Origin of the sequence: Chromobacterium sp. Panama (assembly GCF_003052555.1) — a bacterium.
In the GTDB taxonomy this organism is placed as follows: domain Bacteria; phylum Pseudomonadota; class Gammaproteobacteria; order Burkholderiales; family Chromobacteriaceae; genus Chromobacterium.
In genome coordinates this window covers 4,974,248-4,990,139 of record NZ_QARX01000001.1, presented here as the reverse complement: position 1 = coordinate 4,990,139, position 15,892 = coordinate 4,974,248, and the positions used below count along the sequence as shown (strand labels likewise).

At 66.9% G+C, this 15,892-nt stretch carries 13 protein-coding genes; 9 read left to right on the top strand and 4 right to left on the bottom strand.

Translation table 11 applies throughout. The features are described from left to right. Positions 1-456 precede the first annotated feature (456 nt). Positions 457-1,737 (bottom strand): enterobactin transporter EntS, encoded by a 1,281-nt coding sequence (gene entS, locus DB032_RS22455; protein ID WP_107801410.1) that lies wholly within the window; start codon positions 1,735-1,737, stop codon positions 457-459. 164 nt (positions 1,738-1,901) lie between these two features. Here entS and fepD point away from each other — a divergent pair, with 164 nt between their 5' ends. Genes fepD through DB032_RS22440 form a run of 3 tightly spaced genes read left to right on the top strand, consistent with a single transcriptional unit; the run spans position 1,902 to position 4,806 of the window. After that, on the top strand, positions 1,902-2,939 hold the full coding sequence (fepD, locus tag DB032_RS22450; protein WP_107802099.1) for a Fe(3+)-siderophore ABC transporter permease: 1,038 nt from the start codon (positions 1,902-1,904) through the stop codon (positions 2,937-2,939). After that, the gene (gene fepG / locus DB032_RS22445; protein ID WP_107801409.1) at positions 2,936-3,979 is read left to right on the top strand and encodes an iron-enterobactin ABC transporter permease; all 1,044 of its coding nucleotides are present in this window, start codon (positions 2,936-2,938) and stop codon (positions 3,977-3,979) included. Before fepD ends, fepG begins: the two co-directional genes overlap by 4 nt. Further along, a complete protein-coding gene (locus DB032_RS22440) occupies positions 3,976-4,806 on the top strand; it encodes an ABC transporter ATP-binding protein (protein WP_233246766.1) in 831 nt (276 codons plus the stop codon). Before fepG ends, DB032_RS22440 begins: the two co-directional genes overlap by 4 nt. A gap of 29 nt (positions 4,807-4,835) precedes the next feature. Here DB032_RS22440 and fes read toward each other — a convergent pair whose 3' ends face one another. Then, the gene (gene fes / locus DB032_RS22435) at positions 4,836-6,173 is read right to left on the bottom strand and encodes an enterochelin esterase (protein WP_233246765.1); all 1,338 of its coding nucleotides are present in this window, start codon (positions 6,171-6,173) and stop codon (positions 4,836-4,838) included. Positions 6,174-6,413: 240 nt separating this feature from the next. Between fes and DB032_RS22430 the strand changes: the two genes are divergently transcribed. Continuing rightward, positions 6,414-8,453, top strand: a complete 2,040-nt coding sequence (locus DB032_RS22430; RefSeq protein ID WP_107801407.1) for a TonB-dependent receptor — start codon at positions 6,414-6,416, stop codon at positions 8,451-8,453. A 61-nt stretch (positions 8,454-8,514) separates the two neighbouring features. On the opposite strand, the gene DB032_RS22425 is transcribed toward DB032_RS22430, so the two are convergent. Next, entirely contained in the window at positions 8,515-10,116 is a 1,602-nt protein-coding gene (locus DB032_RS22425; RefSeq protein WP_107801406.1) for an NAD(P)/FAD-dependent oxidoreductase, read from the bottom strand. A gap of 149 nt (positions 10,117-10,265) precedes the next feature. Here DB032_RS22425 and DB032_RS22420 point away from each other — a divergent pair, with 149 nt between their 5' ends. The 5 genes from DB032_RS22420 to katG all read left to right on the top strand — a co-directional run bounded on the left by DB032_RS22420 (position 10,266) and on the right by katG (position 15,280). Then, a complete protein-coding gene (locus tag DB032_RS22420) occupies positions 10,266-10,691 on the top strand; it encodes an Lrp/AsnC family transcriptional regulator (protein ID WP_107801405.1) in 426 nt (141 codons plus the stop codon). A 608-nt stretch (positions 10,692-11,299) separates the two neighbouring features. Then, complete coding sequence (locus DB032_RS22415) at positions 11,300-11,860, top strand: DUF2975 domain-containing protein (RefSeq protein WP_048415378.1); 561 nt, start codon at positions 11,300-11,302, stop codon at positions 11,858-11,860. A 9-nt stretch (positions 11,861-11,869) separates the two neighbouring features. Then, the gene (locus tag DB032_RS22410) at positions 11,870-12,103 is read left to right on the top strand and encodes a helix-turn-helix transcriptional regulator (RefSeq protein WP_107801404.1); all 234 of its coding nucleotides are present in this window, start codon (positions 11,870-11,872) and stop codon (positions 12,101-12,103) included. Between the two features lie 12 nt (positions 12,104-12,115). Further along, positions 12,116-12,664, top strand: coding sequence for a methylated-DNA--[protein]-cysteine S-methyltransferase (locus DB032_RS22405; protein WP_107801403.1), 549 nt, complete (start codon positions 12,116-12,118; stop codon positions 12,662-12,664). 405 nt (positions 12,665-13,069) lie between these two features. Further along, positions 13,070-15,280 (top strand): catalase/peroxidase HPI, encoded by a 2,211-nt coding sequence (gene katG / locus DB032_RS22400; protein ID WP_107801402.1) that lies wholly within the window; start codon positions 13,070-13,072, stop codon positions 15,278-15,280. A gap of 140 nt (positions 15,281-15,420) precedes the next feature. Here katG and DB032_RS22395 read toward each other — a convergent pair whose 3' ends face one another. Next, positions 15,421-15,849, bottom strand: coding sequence for an outer membrane protein assembly factor BamE (locus DB032_RS22395; RefSeq protein ID WP_158274398.1), 429 nt, complete (start codon positions 15,847-15,849; stop codon positions 15,421-15,423). Between the last annotated feature and the right edge of the window lie 43 nt (positions 15,850-15,892).

The following is a 15,892-nucleotide window of genomic DNA, read 5'->3' as shown; positions in this document are numbered from 1 at the left end:
ACGGGACCCGGCGGGAAGCCGCAGGCCAGGCTTGCAGGGCGGCCTTTGGGGTGTCTACGTGCGAATCTTTGATTCGCTCAGTGAGAGGGAATTTGGCCGAGCAAATTCCCCTTCCTGCCTGCCGGGCAGCCCCGGCAATCAAAACCATCATCCGCGCAGCGGATTCAAAACCCTCATTTCACCTACAGATGGCTTACCTCTCCTAACAGGTTCCGGAAGGAAGCCCCCGCCCCCACAACAAATGCAAAAAGGGCGAAAACCCCAACCGAGGTTTCCGCCCTGCAACAACATCCGCGCCAACAAACCCTAACAGCTAAGAGTGTGTTTACGATCTCGCGAGCTAGAGCGAGACAAGGCGAAAACGGCTGAGAAAGCGGAATGTACATACGGTACATGAGCATTTCGAAGGCGTTTTCAACGCCGTATCGCCGACGCGCAGCAGATCGTAAACAGACTCTAAGACCCCGCCCCCTGCCGCGCCGCCCCCCCGGCCGCCTCCGCCTCGGCGGCCGCGCCGCCGGCCAAACGCCGCAAAGACCCAAAAGCCCCGCACATCGCCAGACTGGCCGCCGCAGCCGCCGCGCCGAACCAGCCCACCGCCGTCAACGGCGCCAAGGCCCGCGCCAGCGCGCCCAGACCCAAAGCGCCCAGACCATCGCCCACCACATCCTGCGCGTTCCACAGACTGTTCACCCGGCCCAGCAAATGATCCGGCGTATTGCCCTGCACCAGGGTGAACTGCAACAAGGACGCGATGGAGCCGAAATAACCCAGCAAGGCCAAGGCCAGCAGGCCGTAAGCCAGATGATGGACCAGACCCAAGGAGGCGATGCTCAGCGACGAAGCCAGCACGCAGCTCAACATCACCGCGCCGGGGCGGCTCAAACCGCCCACCCAACCGCTGGTGAACGCGCCTATCATCGCGCCCAGCGGCACCGCCGAATACATCAGGCCCACCTCGAAAGCGCCGCCGCCGTAACCGTCCTCCGCCAGCGAGGGATACAACACCCGCACCGCGCTGAGCAGGGTTTGCAGCGTGCCCACCGCCACCACCGCGCCCACCACCTTGTTCTGCCACAGGAACTGGAAACCCTCCAGCAAGGAACGCAGCGGGTGCGCCGGCTCCCCGCCCTGCGGCTTCAAGGACGGCAAACGCGTCAGCGGGATCAGGGTGGCCAGCGTGCCGACGCCGGCCAGCAGATAGTTCCAGTTGACCCCGACGGCGGCGATGATCAGGCCGCCCAACAAGGGCGACAGCACGCCGCCGATGCGCATGGTCAGCATGCTCAGCGCGCCGGCGGCCGGCAGGTTTTCACGGCCGACCAGCACCGGGATGGACGCCATCAGCGAGGTGATGCCGATGCCGCTGAAAAAACCGTCCCAGGCCGACACCACGTAGAGCGCCAGCACCGAGGGGTTGGTCATGAAGCCGTTGAGCGCCAGCGCCAGAAAGCCCAGACCGCACAGCGAGCGGCCCAGCAGAATCAGCCGGCGGCGGTCCATGCGGTCCGCCAGCACGCCGCCGCACATCAGGCCGGCGAACATGCCGACGCCGTCCAGCGCCATCGCTGCGCCCACTTGCAGCGTGGAGCCGGTGAGCTGATGGATTTGCACCGGCACCGCCACCATCAGGATGCCGAAGGCGAACACCGAGATCATGCGGGCGATGAAGATGGAGCGGAAATGCGGGTTGAGCCTGAGCAGGCTGAAATCAACGAAGATAGGCGACTTTTTCATGACAAAGTTTTATCTCGACAGGGGTGGAGGCCGCTTGGCATGCGCCGGCGCGCCCGGCGGACGGCGTGGTTTGCTTCCCGCGCGCGCCCGGCAAGATGGTGTTCCGTTATGGATGCCGCATGGTAACATCAGCAGTCTGTATTAGGAATCATTTGCATTTGATCATGTCAATCCGTCCCGCCTCGGCCCTGCTCGCGCCCACGGCGCCGCCAAGCCGCCGCCTGACTCTGTTGCTGTGCTGCCTGGCCGCGCTGGCGGCCATTGCCCTGTTAAGCCTGATGCTGGGCGCCAAATCGATTCCGGCCTCCGTCGTATGGCGCAGCCTGCTGCACGGCGGCGGCGATCCGGACAGCGTGATCGTGCTGCAAGGCCGCTTGCCCCGCACCCTGCTGGGCCTGCTGGCCGGCGCGGCGCTGGGCCTGTCCGGCGCGCTGATCCAGGCGCTGTCGCGCAATCCGCTGGCGGACCCCGGCGTGCTGGGCGTCAACGCCGGCGCCAGCTTCGCCATGGTGCTGGGCGTGGCGGCCTGGGGCGTGGACAGCCAGCTGGGCTATCTGGGCTGCGCCGCCGCCGGAGCGCTGGGCGCCACCTTGCTGGTGTACGCGGTGGGCGCGCGCGGGCGCCGCATGGACCCACTGCGCTTCGTGCTGGCCGGCGTGGCCGTCAGCGCGGTGCTGATGGGCTTGTCCACCGCCATCACCCTGCTGGACCCGCTGGCCTTCAATCAGCTGCGCTACTGGAACGCCGGCACGCTGGACGTGCGCAGCATGACCCCGGTGGCGCTGGTGGCTCCGGTCATCGCCGCCGGCGGCCTGCTGGCGCTGCTGCTGGCTCGGCCCTTGAACACTTTGGGCATGGGCAGCGATCTGGCGGTGAGCCTGGGCGGCCGGCCGCTGCTGATCCAGGCCGGCGCGGTGCTGGCCATCACCCTGCTGTGCGGCGCCAGCACCGCCGTGGCCGGCCCCATCGCCTTCATCGGCCTGATGATTCCCCATCTGGCCCGCTGGCTGGGCGGCGCCGATCTGCGCTGGACCCTGCCCTTCACCTTGCTGCTGGCCCCCATTCTGCTGTTGAGCTCGGACATCGTCGGCCGCCTGCTGACGCCGGGCGAGCTGCGGGTCTCCATCGTCACCGCCTTCATCGGCGCGCCGGCCTTGATCTGGCTGGCGCGCCGCCACGCCGCGCCCGGAGGCCGCTCGTGAAGCCGGCGGTGTTGAGCTGGGGCAGCCCGGACGGCCGCTGCAACGGCCGGCTGGCGCTGGGCGGGCTGTGGACCTGTTTGCTGTTGGCCGCCGCCTGCGCGGCGCTGGCGGCGATGAGCTTGCGCGCCGGCGCCTTGCCCATGAGCCTGGAACAAGTGTGGCAGGCCTTGCAGGGCCAGGGCGGCCGGCTGGAGGTGGCGGTGGTGCAGCAATGGCGGCTGCCGCGGGTGTTGATGGCCTTGGTGGTGGGCGCGGCGCTGGGCATGAGCGGCGCGATTTTCCAGTCCTTGATCCGCAACCCGCTGGGCAGCCCGGACGTGGTGGGCTTCAACACCGGCGCCTATACCGGCGCGCTGGTGGTGATCACCCTGTTCAACGGCGGCCATTTCCAGATCGCCGGCGGCGCGCTGGCCGGCGGCCTGCTGTCCGCCGGCCTGGTGTATCTGCTGGCCTGGCGGCAAGGCGCGCACGGCTTCCGCCTGATCATCGTCGGCATCGCCGTCAGCGCCATGCTGAGCGCGCTCAATCACTGGCTGCTGATCAGCGCCAGCCTGGAGGCGGCGATGAGCGCGGCCACCTGGGGGGCGGGCACGCTCAACGGCATGACCTGGAACAAGGGCCTGCCCTCCGCGCTGTGCTGCCTGCTGGCGATGGCGGCGGCGCTGACGCTGCAGCGGCGCATGCGCCTGCTGGAGATGGGCGACGACTGCGCCAGCGCGCTGGGCGTGCCGGCGGAACGCACCCGGCTGTGGCTGATGGGCCTGGGGGTGGCGCTGATCGCTTCCGCCACCGCCGCGGCCGGGCCGATTTCCTTCATCGCGCTGGCCGCGCCGCAAATCGCGCTGCGCCTGCGCCGCACCCAGGCCACCAGCCCGCTGACCGCGGCCTGGACCGGCGCGCTCTTGCTGCTGGCCGCGGATTACGGCGCCCAGCAGTTCTTCTATCCCCGTCAGCTGCCGGTGGGCGTCGTCACCATCTGCATTGGCGGCCTGTATCTGCTGTGGCTGTTGCTGCGTCAAACCGGAGCCCGAAAACCGTGACTTCCCTGAATTTGAAACTGGACGCCGCGCCGGCAACCGGCGCGGACCTGCCGCGGCTGCGCGGCGAGCGCCTGCGGCTGGGCTACCGCCAGCGCACCATTTGCGAGCAGTTGGACGTGCGGATCCCCGACGGCTCCTTCAGCGTGATCATCGGCCCCAACGGCTGCGGCAAATCCACCTTGCTGCGCAGCCTGAGCCGGCTGTTGAAGCCGCTGTCCGGCCAGGTGTGCCTGGACGGCCGCGACATCCACAGTTTCCCGGCCAAGACGGTGGCGCGGCAGCTGGGCTTGCTGCCGCAAAGCGCGGTGGCGCCGGACGGCATCGCCGTGGCGGACCTGGTGGCGCGCGGGCGCTACCCGCATCAGAGCCTGTTGCGGCAATGGAGCCGGGAGGACGAGGAGGCGGTGAGCCTGGCGCTGGCGGCCACCGGCACCGACGCGCTGGCGGACCGGCTGGTGGACGAATTGTCCGGCGGCCAGCGCCAGCGGGTGTGGGTGGCGATGGCGCTGGCGCAGCAAACGCCGCTGCTGCTGCTGGACGAGCCGACCACCTATCTGGACATCGCGCATCAGATCGAGCTGTTGGAGTTGTTCCGCCGCTTGAACCGCGACGGCGGCCGCACGCTGGTGGCGGTGCTGCACGACATCAACCACGCCTGTCGCTACGCCAGCCATCTGATCGCGATGCGCGACGGCCGCATCGTGGCCGAGGGCGCGCCGCGCGACATCGTCACCGCGGATTTGATCGAACAGGTGTTCGGCCTGCGCTGCCTGATCATCGACGATCCGGTCAGCCATACGCCGATGGTGATTCCACGCGGGGCTTGAGAACCGGAGCTCAGCCCCCTCCCGCCGGCTCAACCTTCCGCCGGCTCCCGCCACAGCCAGGCCAGTCCGTCCAGCAGGCCGCCGCGCCAGCACAGCCAGTCGTGGCCGCCTTCGAACGCCTGGTAGCGCACGCAATGGCCGGCGCGCTCCAGCGCCGCGCGCTGGCTGGCGTTGACGTCCAGCATCACTTCTTCGCGGCTGCCCACTTCCTGATAGATCCGCAGCCGTCCCGGCGGCAGTTCGCCGGCCTCCAGTTGTTCCGTCAGCCGGCCGCGGCTGCCGGGCAGCCGTCGTTCGCTGGCGGCGCGGGCGCGTTCGTGCAGTTCCACGTAAGGCCACCAGAAGGAGCCGGACTGGCTGAGCACGCAGCCGAAGCGCTCCGGCCAGCGCAGGCCGGCGAACATCGCCGCCAGGCCGCCGTAGCTCTGCCCCGCCACCGCCGTGCGTTCCGGCCGCGCGCTGAACGGCGCGACGCGCTCCGCCTGCGGCAGCAGTTCCTGTTGCAGCGCCAGCCAGAAATCGGCGTTGCAGGGCAGGTCCTGCTCCCGATGCCGGTTGTCGATAACGTCCACCAAGAGATAAACCGCCGGCGGCAGCCGGCCTCGCCGGGTGTCCGCGTCCAGCGCGGCGAACACCGGCATGCGCTCGGCCCAGTGCTGGCCGTCCAGCAAAATGGCCAGCGGCCGCTCGCCGCGCTCCTTGACCGGCAGCGCGCCGGTTTGGTACAGCCAGACCCTGCGCGTCTTGCCCAGCCGCGCGCTGTCCCACTGGATCACGCTCAGCCGCGCCGGGTCCGCGCCCTGGCGGCGCAGATCCCAGGCTTGCCAGGCATGCTGGTCCGGCGCCGCGTCCAGGTGCAGCGCGGACAAGGGCGCGCCCCAGCTGCTGACATAGCCGGCGCGGGGGTTGAGCGGGTCCGCCGCCGCCCGGCTCATGATGTCCAGCCACCATTGGCGGTGGCGTAGCCGGCTGGCGCGCGCGTCGGCGTCCGGCGCCGGCGGAGCCTGCTCGGCGGTGACCGGAATATAGGCGTAGCTGCCGCGCCAGTTGGCCGGCAGCTCGGTCTGCCACCACCAGACGTCGGTGTCGCCCAGCCGCGCCAGCGACTGCGGCTGGGCGCGATGGTGATCGGTAACGGAATTGACGTCCACGTAGACGCGGGCCAGCGGAGAACGGGCGGCGGGTCCGTTGGGGTCCCGCCAGAGAAAGGTCACGCATACGCTGCCGTCCGGCAGGCGTTCGGTGAGCGGCGCGCCCACGGTGGCCAGGCGCTCCCACCAGGCCGGCTGGCCCGCCTCAGGGTGTTGCAAGCAAGCCGCACTGCGCGCAGCGTGTTGATTCCACGCCGTTTCTTCCATTGTCTGCATCTTGTTTCCTGGCGTTTTTCGCGGTGCTTGAGCAAGAATGTTCGCACCTTATTTGCATAATGCGAATGAGAAATACTATCATTTGCCCCTGGTGATCGCAACGACCCGCAAGGGCCGTCCGCGCTCCTCGTTCCCCTCGCCGCAGTAGCCAACGATTCCTCGCCAGCCAGACGACGCCGCCGAACTTCAGAAGCGCGCCGATCTCGAGTCACGCACAAAAAAAACAGGAATCGCAGCACGATGGAACACAATCTGAAACGCCTTCCCCTTGCCCTGTCCGCCCGGCTGGCGCTGGCCGGCATCGGCGGCCTGACGCTCTCGCACGCGGCGCTGGCGGCGCCCGACGCTCAGGACCAGCAAACCGCGCTGCCCACGGTCACCGTCACCGGTGAAAAGCTCAAACGCTCGCTGAAGGACACCAGCACCGCGGTGACGGTGATCCGCGACATGGATCACGGCGGCGACAAATCGGTGTACGACAGCGTGGCCGCCACGCCCAACGCCAGCAGCAACGGCGCCGGCATCGTCAATATCCGCGGCGTGGAAGGCACCGGCCCCGGCACCGGCTACAACACCCTGGTTTCCGGCTCCCGCCCGCGGGTCAGCACCACGGTGGACGGCATGCCGGAAAGCTGGAACGGCCAGCGTTACGTGGACGCCAGCCCCTGGGACGTGGAACAGATAGAAGTGCTGCGCGGCCCGCAGTCCACCACTCAGGGCCGCAATACGCTGGCCGGCGCCGTGGTGATCAACACCAAGGACCCCAGCTTCGATTGGGAGGGCGCGCTGCGCGCCGGCTACGAAAACAAGAACGGCAAGGCCACGCTGGCCGGCATGGTGTCCGGGCCGATCACCGAGGAGCTGGCCTTCCGCATCGCCGCCGAAGGCCTGAACGGCCACAGCTACGTCAATTATCCGGGCGGCAACACGCCGTGGGATCCGTCCGACCTCAAGCACAGCAGCGCGCGCGGCAAACTGCTGTGGAAGCCCGGCGCCCTGCCCGGCTTCAGCGCCAAGCTGACGGTGTCGCACCGCAAGAACAAGGGCGAATACCTGAACTATGTGGACGGCAATTACTTCGATTACCAATACCACCGCCTGTCCACCGAGGCGCGTTATCAGGATTCCTTCAACAACACCGTCAGCACCGATCTGCAATACCAGTTCAACGACGCCTGGAGCGCCCAGTTGCTGCTGGGCCACGCCGACAACGTCAGCGCCTTCGTGGACAGCAGCGATTTCCGCATGCGGCTGGATGAGAAGAGCAATACCGCCGAGGCGCGGCTGAGCTATGCGCCGCAAAACGGCGCGCTCAGCGGCGTGGTGGGCGCGTATTACTACGATAGGGATCAGGACATGAATGCCGCGCCGCGCGTGGCGGCCAAGGACAAGCTGAAAACCCAGGCCGTCTACGGCGAGGCCACGCTGGCGCTGAACGAACGCTGGAGCCTCAATCTGGGCAGCCGCGTGGAGCGGGAGACGCAGCGCCGCAACACCACGCTGCAGCCGGGCATGCCCAAGCAGGCCCGCGCCGACTTCGATATCGGCGAAACGCTGTTCCTGCCCAAGGCCGGCCTCAGCTACAAATACAGCCCGGACACCACGCTGGGCTTCTCGGTGCGCAAAGGCTACAACGCCGGCGGCTCCGGCCTGGACAACAACAACGAGTACTACACCTACAACAAGGAAGAAGTCACCGCTTACGAGGCCAGCAGCCGCTCCAGCTTCCTGGAGCAGCGTCTCAGCCTCAACGTCAACGCCTTCTTCAACCAGTACACCGGCTACCAGGCCATCCTGGGCTCGCGCTTCACCAATATTCCCAAGGGCGAAAGCTACGGCCTGGAGCTGGAAACCAAGGCGCGGGCCACGCCGCGGCTGACGCTGAGCGCCGGCCTGGGTCTGCTGAACACCAAGGTGACTCAGAGCGACGCCGCCAACCCCGGCATCCAGGGCAATCAATTCAACTACGCGCCCCACCTGACGGTGAACCTGGGCTTCAAACAGCGGCTGGATCACGGCCTGTTCGTCGGCGGCAGCCTGAACCGCGTGGGGTCTTACTACTCCGACATCAACAATGAACGCAGCCGCACCGCCGGCGACTACACCGTGGCCAACCTCAACGCCGGCTACGAAAGCGCCGCCTGGACGGTGCGCGGCTACATCAACAATCTGGGCAACCAGGGCGTGCTGTACGCGCAGCTGCCGGCGCGCGGCAACAATCTGGGCGTGGTCGGCGCGCCGCGCACCGTCGGCCTGACCCTGGATTACCGCTTCTACTGATTCCCTCTTGATAGCCCTTTGGCCCGTCGGCTCGCGCCGCGGGCTTTTTTTTGCCTGGCGCTCAGGCCATGCGGCGCCCCAGATCGCGCAGCACCTCGCGCGCCGCGTTGTGGCCGGGCGCGCCGGTGACGCCGCCGCCGGGGTGAGCGCCGGCGCCGCAGGTGTACAGGCCGGGAATGGGGCCGCGGTAATCGGCGTGACCCAGCATGGGCCGCGCCGAGAACAGCTGATCCAGGCCCAGCGCGCCGTGGAAAATGTCGCCGCCCACCAGGCCGAAGGTGCGCTCCAGATCCAGCGGGCTCATGATCTGCCGCCCCAGCACCGCGCCCTTGAAATTGGGCGCGTAGCGGGCGACGGTGTCTATCATCAGGTCCGCCACTTCTTCGCGGTGATCGTCCCAGCTGGCGCCGTCCGGCAATTGCGGCGCCACGTGCTGGCAAAACAGGCTGGCCACGTGTTGGCCCGGCGGCGCCAAGGACGGGTCCAGCGTGGACGGGATCAGCACTTCCACAATGGGCCGGCCGGACCAGCCGCGTTCGCGCGCGTCGTGATAAGCGCGCTCCATATAGGCCAGGCTGGGCGCGATGATGATGCCGCTGCCGTGGTGCTCCGCCTGCGCCTTGCCCGGCAGACAGCTGAAATCCGGCAGCTCGGACAGGGCCACGTTCATGCGGAAGGTGCCGGAGCCGCAGCGCCAGCTCTGCATCCGGCGCAGGAAATCCGCCGGCAGCGCCGCCGGGTCCAGCAGCTGGGTGTAGAGCAGCCGCGGATTGAGATTGGACACCACCACGCGCGCGTCCAGCCGCTCGCCGCGGTCCGTCACCACGCCCACCGCCCGGCCCTTGTCCAGCAACACTTCGCGCACCGCGCTGTCGGTGCGGATCTCCGCGCCGCGCTCGCGCGCCGAGCGGGCCATGGCCTGGGTGATGGCGCCCATGCCGCCCAGCGCGTGGCCCCACGCGCCTTTGCGGCCGTTGACCTCGCCGAACACATGGTGCAGCAGGACATAGGCCGAACCCGGCGCGTACGGGCTGGCGTAGTTGCCCACCACGCTGTCGAAGCCGTAAACCGCCTTGATCGGATCGCTGTCGAACCAGCCGTCCAGATAATCGCCGGCGGACTTGGTGAACAAGTCCAGCAATTCGCGTTGCTGCGCCCGTTCCAGCTTGCCCAGCCGCCGCCCCAGCCGGCCGGCCTTGAGCAGCTCCGGCAAGGCGTTCAGCCAGCCGCCCGCCACCGCATTGGGCGGCGTTTGCAGCACCAGCTCGCGCAGCAGCTCGGCGGCGGCGTCCAGATGCCGCGCGTAATCGTCCAGCCGCTCGGCGTCGCGGCGCGAAAAACGCGCCACTTCGGCCGCGGTGCGGCCCGGCCCCACTTTCAGATAGCCCCCGTCGTCCAGCGGCAGGAAGTTGGACAAGGGCCGCTCCACCACCTTCAGGCCGTGACGCGCCAGCTCCATGTCGCGGCTCACCTTGGGATTGAGCAGCGACACCGTGTAGGCGGCCACCGAGTTGCGGAAGCCGGGATGGAATTCCTCGGTCACCGCCGCGCCGCCCACCACGCCGCGCCGTTCCAGCACTGTCACCTTCAGCCCGGCCCGCGCCAGATAATGGGCGCACACCAGGCCGTTGTGGCCGCCGCCCACAATGATCGCATCCCGCATCGCTTCGCTCCTCGTCTCAGGGGAAGCCTCATTCTCGAATCAAGTTCGGCAAATTGCAGCGCGCATAGCGACGAACTGTCGGATATTATTGATCGGATTGACGAAAAGTCCGGCATAGCGCCAAATCGCCCACCCCGCACGGAGCCGCCATGGACGCCACCGATCAGCAATTGCTCGCGCTGCTGCGCGAAAACGCCCGCGCGCCCACCACGGAACTGGCGCGCCGGCTGGGCCTGTCCCGCACCACGGTGCAAAGCCGCATCGAAAGACTGGAGCGCGGCGGCGTGATCCTGGGCTACAGCGTGCGCACCAGCGCCGCTCACGACGCCGCCCAAGTGCGCGCGCTGGTGATGATCGCCGCCGAGCCGCGGCTGAGCCCGTCGATTGAAAGCGCCTTGCGCCGGCTGCCCCAGGTCCGCACCCTGCACTCGGTCAGCGGCGTCCACGACTTCATCGCCGGCGTGGAGGCCGCCGGCGTGGCCGAGCTGGACGGGCTGATCGACCGCATCGGCGCGCTGGACGGCGTGGAGCGCACCAGCACCGCCATCCTGATGACCACGCGGATAGACCGCTGAACCCGCCGGCCCGCGCGCCAGCGCGGTCAAGGCCTGAAACGGCCGCGACATCGCCGCTCTCAAGCCGGCGCCCTCTCCTCTGCAGGCCGCCAGCCCCCACACCAGCAAGACGCACAGCAGGCGCGCGCGCCGGCCGCGGCCCAAGGTCTTAAACACGGGCCGGCGCCGGCCATGCGGCCGCCCGCCCAGGCGGGGGCTCCGGCGCGCCGCTCGCTTGATTTGCATCGCTCATCGTCCAGGCTCTTTCTTTGCTCCGGCGCTAAACGCGCCGGGCAGGGTTTGAGACAGCGCGCGAGGGCGGTCCGCCTCCGCGCAAAAGACGATGACTGTATTACACAAACTAATTATTGTTAAACGATAATAACTTGTCGTTCCATATGTATACTCTACGCAACACGCCTCCAAACAATCCAAAAGCCGCGCCCAGCCAGGCTTGAGGGCTCACCGCGCGCCGCACGCGGCGGGCCCAAGCCGTGTGCTTGCCGCAACAGCATGCAAATCAAACTTGCACAGCAAAAAATGATCGTTTTACAATAAAAAATAATTGTTTCGCGATACTTTAGCAATTCCGACCTCATTGTCTTTCCAACCCGTCACAAGGAACCCTCATGAACTCCACGCGATTGAGCCGCTATTGCGCCGCCATGGCCTACATCACCGTCTTGGGCATTGGCGCCATGCTGCTGCTGGACATCCTGTTCTGGCTCTTTCCCAAGTCCATCATCGACGCCGGCTTGACCGTCACGGTTGACACCGTCAGAGGGTTTTACGGCTCAAGCGAGTTCGATCTCCCTAGCTTGCCGCTGTGGCAACGCGCCGGCGGCGCGGTCCTGTCTTGCATCCCGCTGCTGATCCTGGCCCAAGGCCTGTATGCCTTGCACCGCTTGTTCAAGCTCTATGCGCGCAGGGAATACTTTACGGAACGCTCCGCGTCCTTATTATCCAAGGTGGGCTCCAGCGTGGCGCTCTGGGTGCTGGCGGACCTCGTCTCCCAACCGATGATCAGCGCCTGGCTGACCATGATGCGGCCGGAGGGACAGCGGCTGATCGCCGTCAGCTTCCACACCGAAAACCTGGAAAGCCTGTTCATTGCCGCCGTGGTCATGATCATTGCGCGCATTCAGCGAGAAGGCATTGCGCTGGCGTGCGAAAATAAGCAATTCATCTGAAAGCGACACATGCCCATCAAAATCCATCTGGACATGCTGCTCGTCCAGCGCAAGGTCAAATCCAAGGACCTGGCCCAGGCCATCGGCATCACCGAGCAAAACCTGTCGCTGCTGAAGCAAGGCAAGGTCAAGGGCTTCCGGCTCTCCACCCTGGAGGCGATCTGTCTGTATCTGGACTGCCAGCCGGGCGACTTGCTGCAGCTGGTGCCGGCCGAGCCGGACGCGGCCGGCAACGGCGAGTAAGCCGGCTTAACCATGCCCCAAGCGATTCACGTCCATGCCGCCCGCCAGGCCGGGCCGCTGCTCTTGCGCCGCTTCGACACCCCGCTCGGCACCATGATCGCCTGCGCCAGCCAGGATGGCCTGTGCCTGCTGGAGTTCACCGACCGGCCCATCGTGGACGCGGAACTGGCGGCGCTGCGCCGCCTGCTGTCCGCCGAGATCGCCGACGGCGACAGCCCGCTATTGCGCCAGGCCGAACGCGAGATCGGCGAGTACTTCGCCGGCTCGCGCCGCGATTTCGACGTGGCGCTGCACCTGCCCGGCACCGCCTTCCAGCAGGCGGTCTGGCGATTGCTGCTGAGCGTGCCCTACGGCCGCACCCGCAGCTATCAGGAACAGGCCGCAAGGCTGGGCCGCCCGCAATCCGTCCGCGCCGTGGCCGCCGCCAACGGCGCCAACCGCCTCTCCATCATCGTCCCCTGCCACCGCGTGCTGGGCAAAGACGGCGCGCTCACCGGCTACGGCGGGGGGCTGGAGCGCAAGGCCTGGCTCCTGGCGCATGAGCGCGAGCGCGTCCTCTAACCATCCGCCCACGCCTTTCACACCCTTAGAACCTGTTCAAAGTCTGCTGCGCTTCAGCGATTCGACGTTGAAAACACCTTCGAAATGCTCATGTACCACGCGTACATTCCGCTTCCTCAGCTGTTTTCGCCTTGTCTCGCCCTTGCTCGTGGGACTTTGGAACAGGCTCTAGCCTGCTCAGGGTCCGCTGTACTTCCGCGGGATTGTAGACAAGGGCGTTGAAGCCGCGTCTTAATTCCCAAGCCCAGGAACTATGCGGCGCGCCCAATGAACTAACTATCGCCAAAGCATGATTGATTGACGGAAGCCATAGAGCTGATTGAAATTGCTCAATGGCTTCCCGCGGCAAGCTTCACTAAGCTGATCCCAGCAAGTCATTGAACACCTTGACCTAAGGAGTCTGTCATGAGCAGCGCGTCCAAGTGCCCGTTCCATCACGCCACCGGCAATCCGGCCGTGGTCAACGCCCAATCCAACCGCGACTGGTGGCCCAACCAGCTCAACCTCAACATCCTGCACCAGCACGCCCCGGCCTCCAATCCGCTGGACCCGGACTTCGACTACCCCACCGCCTTCCAACAGCTGGACTACCCCACGCTGAAAAACGACCTCAAGGCGCTGATGACCACCTCTCAGGACTGGTGGCCGGCCGACTGGGGCCATTACGGCGGCCTGTTCATCCGCATGGCCTGGCACGACGCCGGCACCTACCGCACCGCCGACGGCCGCGGCGGCGGCGGCACCGGCAATCAGCGCTTCGCTCCGCTCAACAGCTGGCCGGACAACGGCAACCTGGACAAGGCGCGCCGTCTGCTGTGGCCGATCAAGCAAAAATACGGCAAGCAAATTTCCTGGGCCGACCTGATGATCCTGGCCGGCAACGTGGCGCTGGAATCCATGGGCTTCAAAACCTTTGGTTTCGGCGGCGGCCGTCAGGACATCTGGCAGCCGGAAGAAGACGTTTACTGGGGCGCGGAAACCAAATGGCTGGCCACCAGCGCCGAGGCCAACAGCCGCTACTCCGGCGACCGCCAGCTGGACAACCCGCTGGCCGCGGTGCAGATGGGCTTGATCTACGTGAACCCGGAAGGCCCGGACGGCAATCCGGATCCGCTGGCTTCCGGCCGCGACGTGCGCGAAACCTTCGCCCGCATGGCGATGAACGATGAAGAAACCGTGGCCCTGGTGGCCGGCGGCCATACCTTCGGTAAAGCCCACGGCGCCGGCGATCCGGCCTTGGTGGGCCCGGAGCCGGAGGCCGCGCCGCTGGAAGCGCAAGGCCTGGGCTGGATCAACCGCTTGGGCGACGGCAAGGGCGAATACACCACCACCAGCGGCATCGAGGGCGCGTGGAAACCCAATCCGACGCAGTGGGACAACGGCTATTTCGACACCTTGTTCGGCTACGACTGGGAGCTGACCAAGAGCCCGGCCGGCGCCCATCAGTGGGTGGCCAAGAACGTCAAACCGGAACACCTGATCCCGGACGCTCACAACCCGGCGAAGAAACACCCGCCGATGATGACCACCGCCGATCTGTCGCTGCGCTTCGACCCGATCTACGAGCCCATCGCCCGCCGCTTCCATCAAAACCCGGCCGCCTTCGCCGACGCCTTCGCCCGCGCCTGGTTCAAGCTGACCCACCGCGATATGGGGCCCAAGGCCCGCTACCTGGGGCCGGAAGTGCCGGCCGAAGACCTGATCTGGCAAGACCCGCTGCCGGCGGCCTGTCAACCGCTGATCAACGACGCGGACATCGCCGCGCTCAAGGCCAAGGTGTTGGCCTCCGGCCTGTCGGTCAGCGAACTGGTGGCCACCGCCTGGGCCTCCGCCTCCAGCTTCCGCGGATCGGACAAGCGCGGCGGCGCCAACGGCGCCCGCATCCGCCTGGCCCCGCAAAAAGACTGGGCGGTGAACCAGCCGGCGCAATTGGCCCGCGTGCTGAAAGCGCTGGAAGCCATCCGCCAGGACTTCAACGCCGCGCAGAGCGGCGGCAAGCAAGTGTCGCTGGCCGACCTGATCGTACTGGCCGGCGGCGCGGCGGTGGAAGCGGCCGCCCAGGCCGGCGGCCACAAGGTCAGCGTGCCGTTTGCGCCGGGCCGGACCGACGCCAGCCAGGAACAGACCGATGTGGAATCCTTCAGCGTGCTGGAGCCTCAGGCGGACGGTTTCCGCAATTATCAGAAACAGGCTTATTCCTTGCCCGCGGAGGCGCTGCTGGTGGACAAAGCCCAGCTGCTGACGCTGAGCGCGCCGGAAATGACCGTGCTGGTGGGCGGCCTGCGCGTGCTGGGCGCCAATGCGGATCAAGCGCCGCACGGCGTGTTCACCGCTCGTCCGGGCGTATTGAGCAACGACTTCTTCGTCAACCTGCTCGATATGAACGTGGCCTGGCAGCCGGCTTCCAGCGCCAATGAGCTGTACGAAGGCCGCGACCGCAAAACCGGCGCGCTCAAGTGGACCGGCAGCCGGGTGGACCTGGTGTTCGGCTCCAACTCGCAGCTGCGGGCGCTGGCCGAGGTCTACGCTCAAAACGATGCGCAGCAGAAGTTTGTCCGCGACTTCGTCGCCGCCTGGAACAAGGTGATGAATCTGGACCGCTTCGATCTGAAATAAGCGCGGTTCGTCCCTGCAAACAACGCGCGGCCTCTGGGCCGCGCGTTTTTTTGCGCCGCGCTCAGCAAGGACTGTGCGCAAAAAAAAACGAAACGCCGGTCAAGGCGCTTCGTTTCGTGGTTCCGGCGTCGGATCAGGCTTTAGGATGCGATCTTGGCGCAGACTTCCTGCCGCCAGATCACCGAAGCCAGCTTCATCCGCTTGTCGAACAGCAGCTTGTACTGACAAGCCCGGGCTTGCCCGCCGTCCTTGGGGCTCAGATTCAGCACATAATCCCACTCCCGCACATCGATCATCCCCTCGGCGAAATGCGGGCGGCCGATCAGGCCGTAAACCTGTTCCTTGCTCAGACCCGGCTGCACCTTGGCCAGATTGTCCGGATTGGGCACGCTGCCTTCCGGCTGCCAGCGGTTGGCTTCAATGCCGGGCCAGACCGGGCTGGCCTGTTCGGCCAGACGGCCGTCGTCGGTGATCTTGCTCAGGCGGCTGCTGCCGCAACCCATCAAGGCCGCGCCGGCGGCCGCCAGCAGCAGGCAGCGGAAAGCGCCGCCGAATATCGCTTGTTTCATCATCTCTCTCATTCACTATCAGCTGATTGATCTTGCCTGCCGC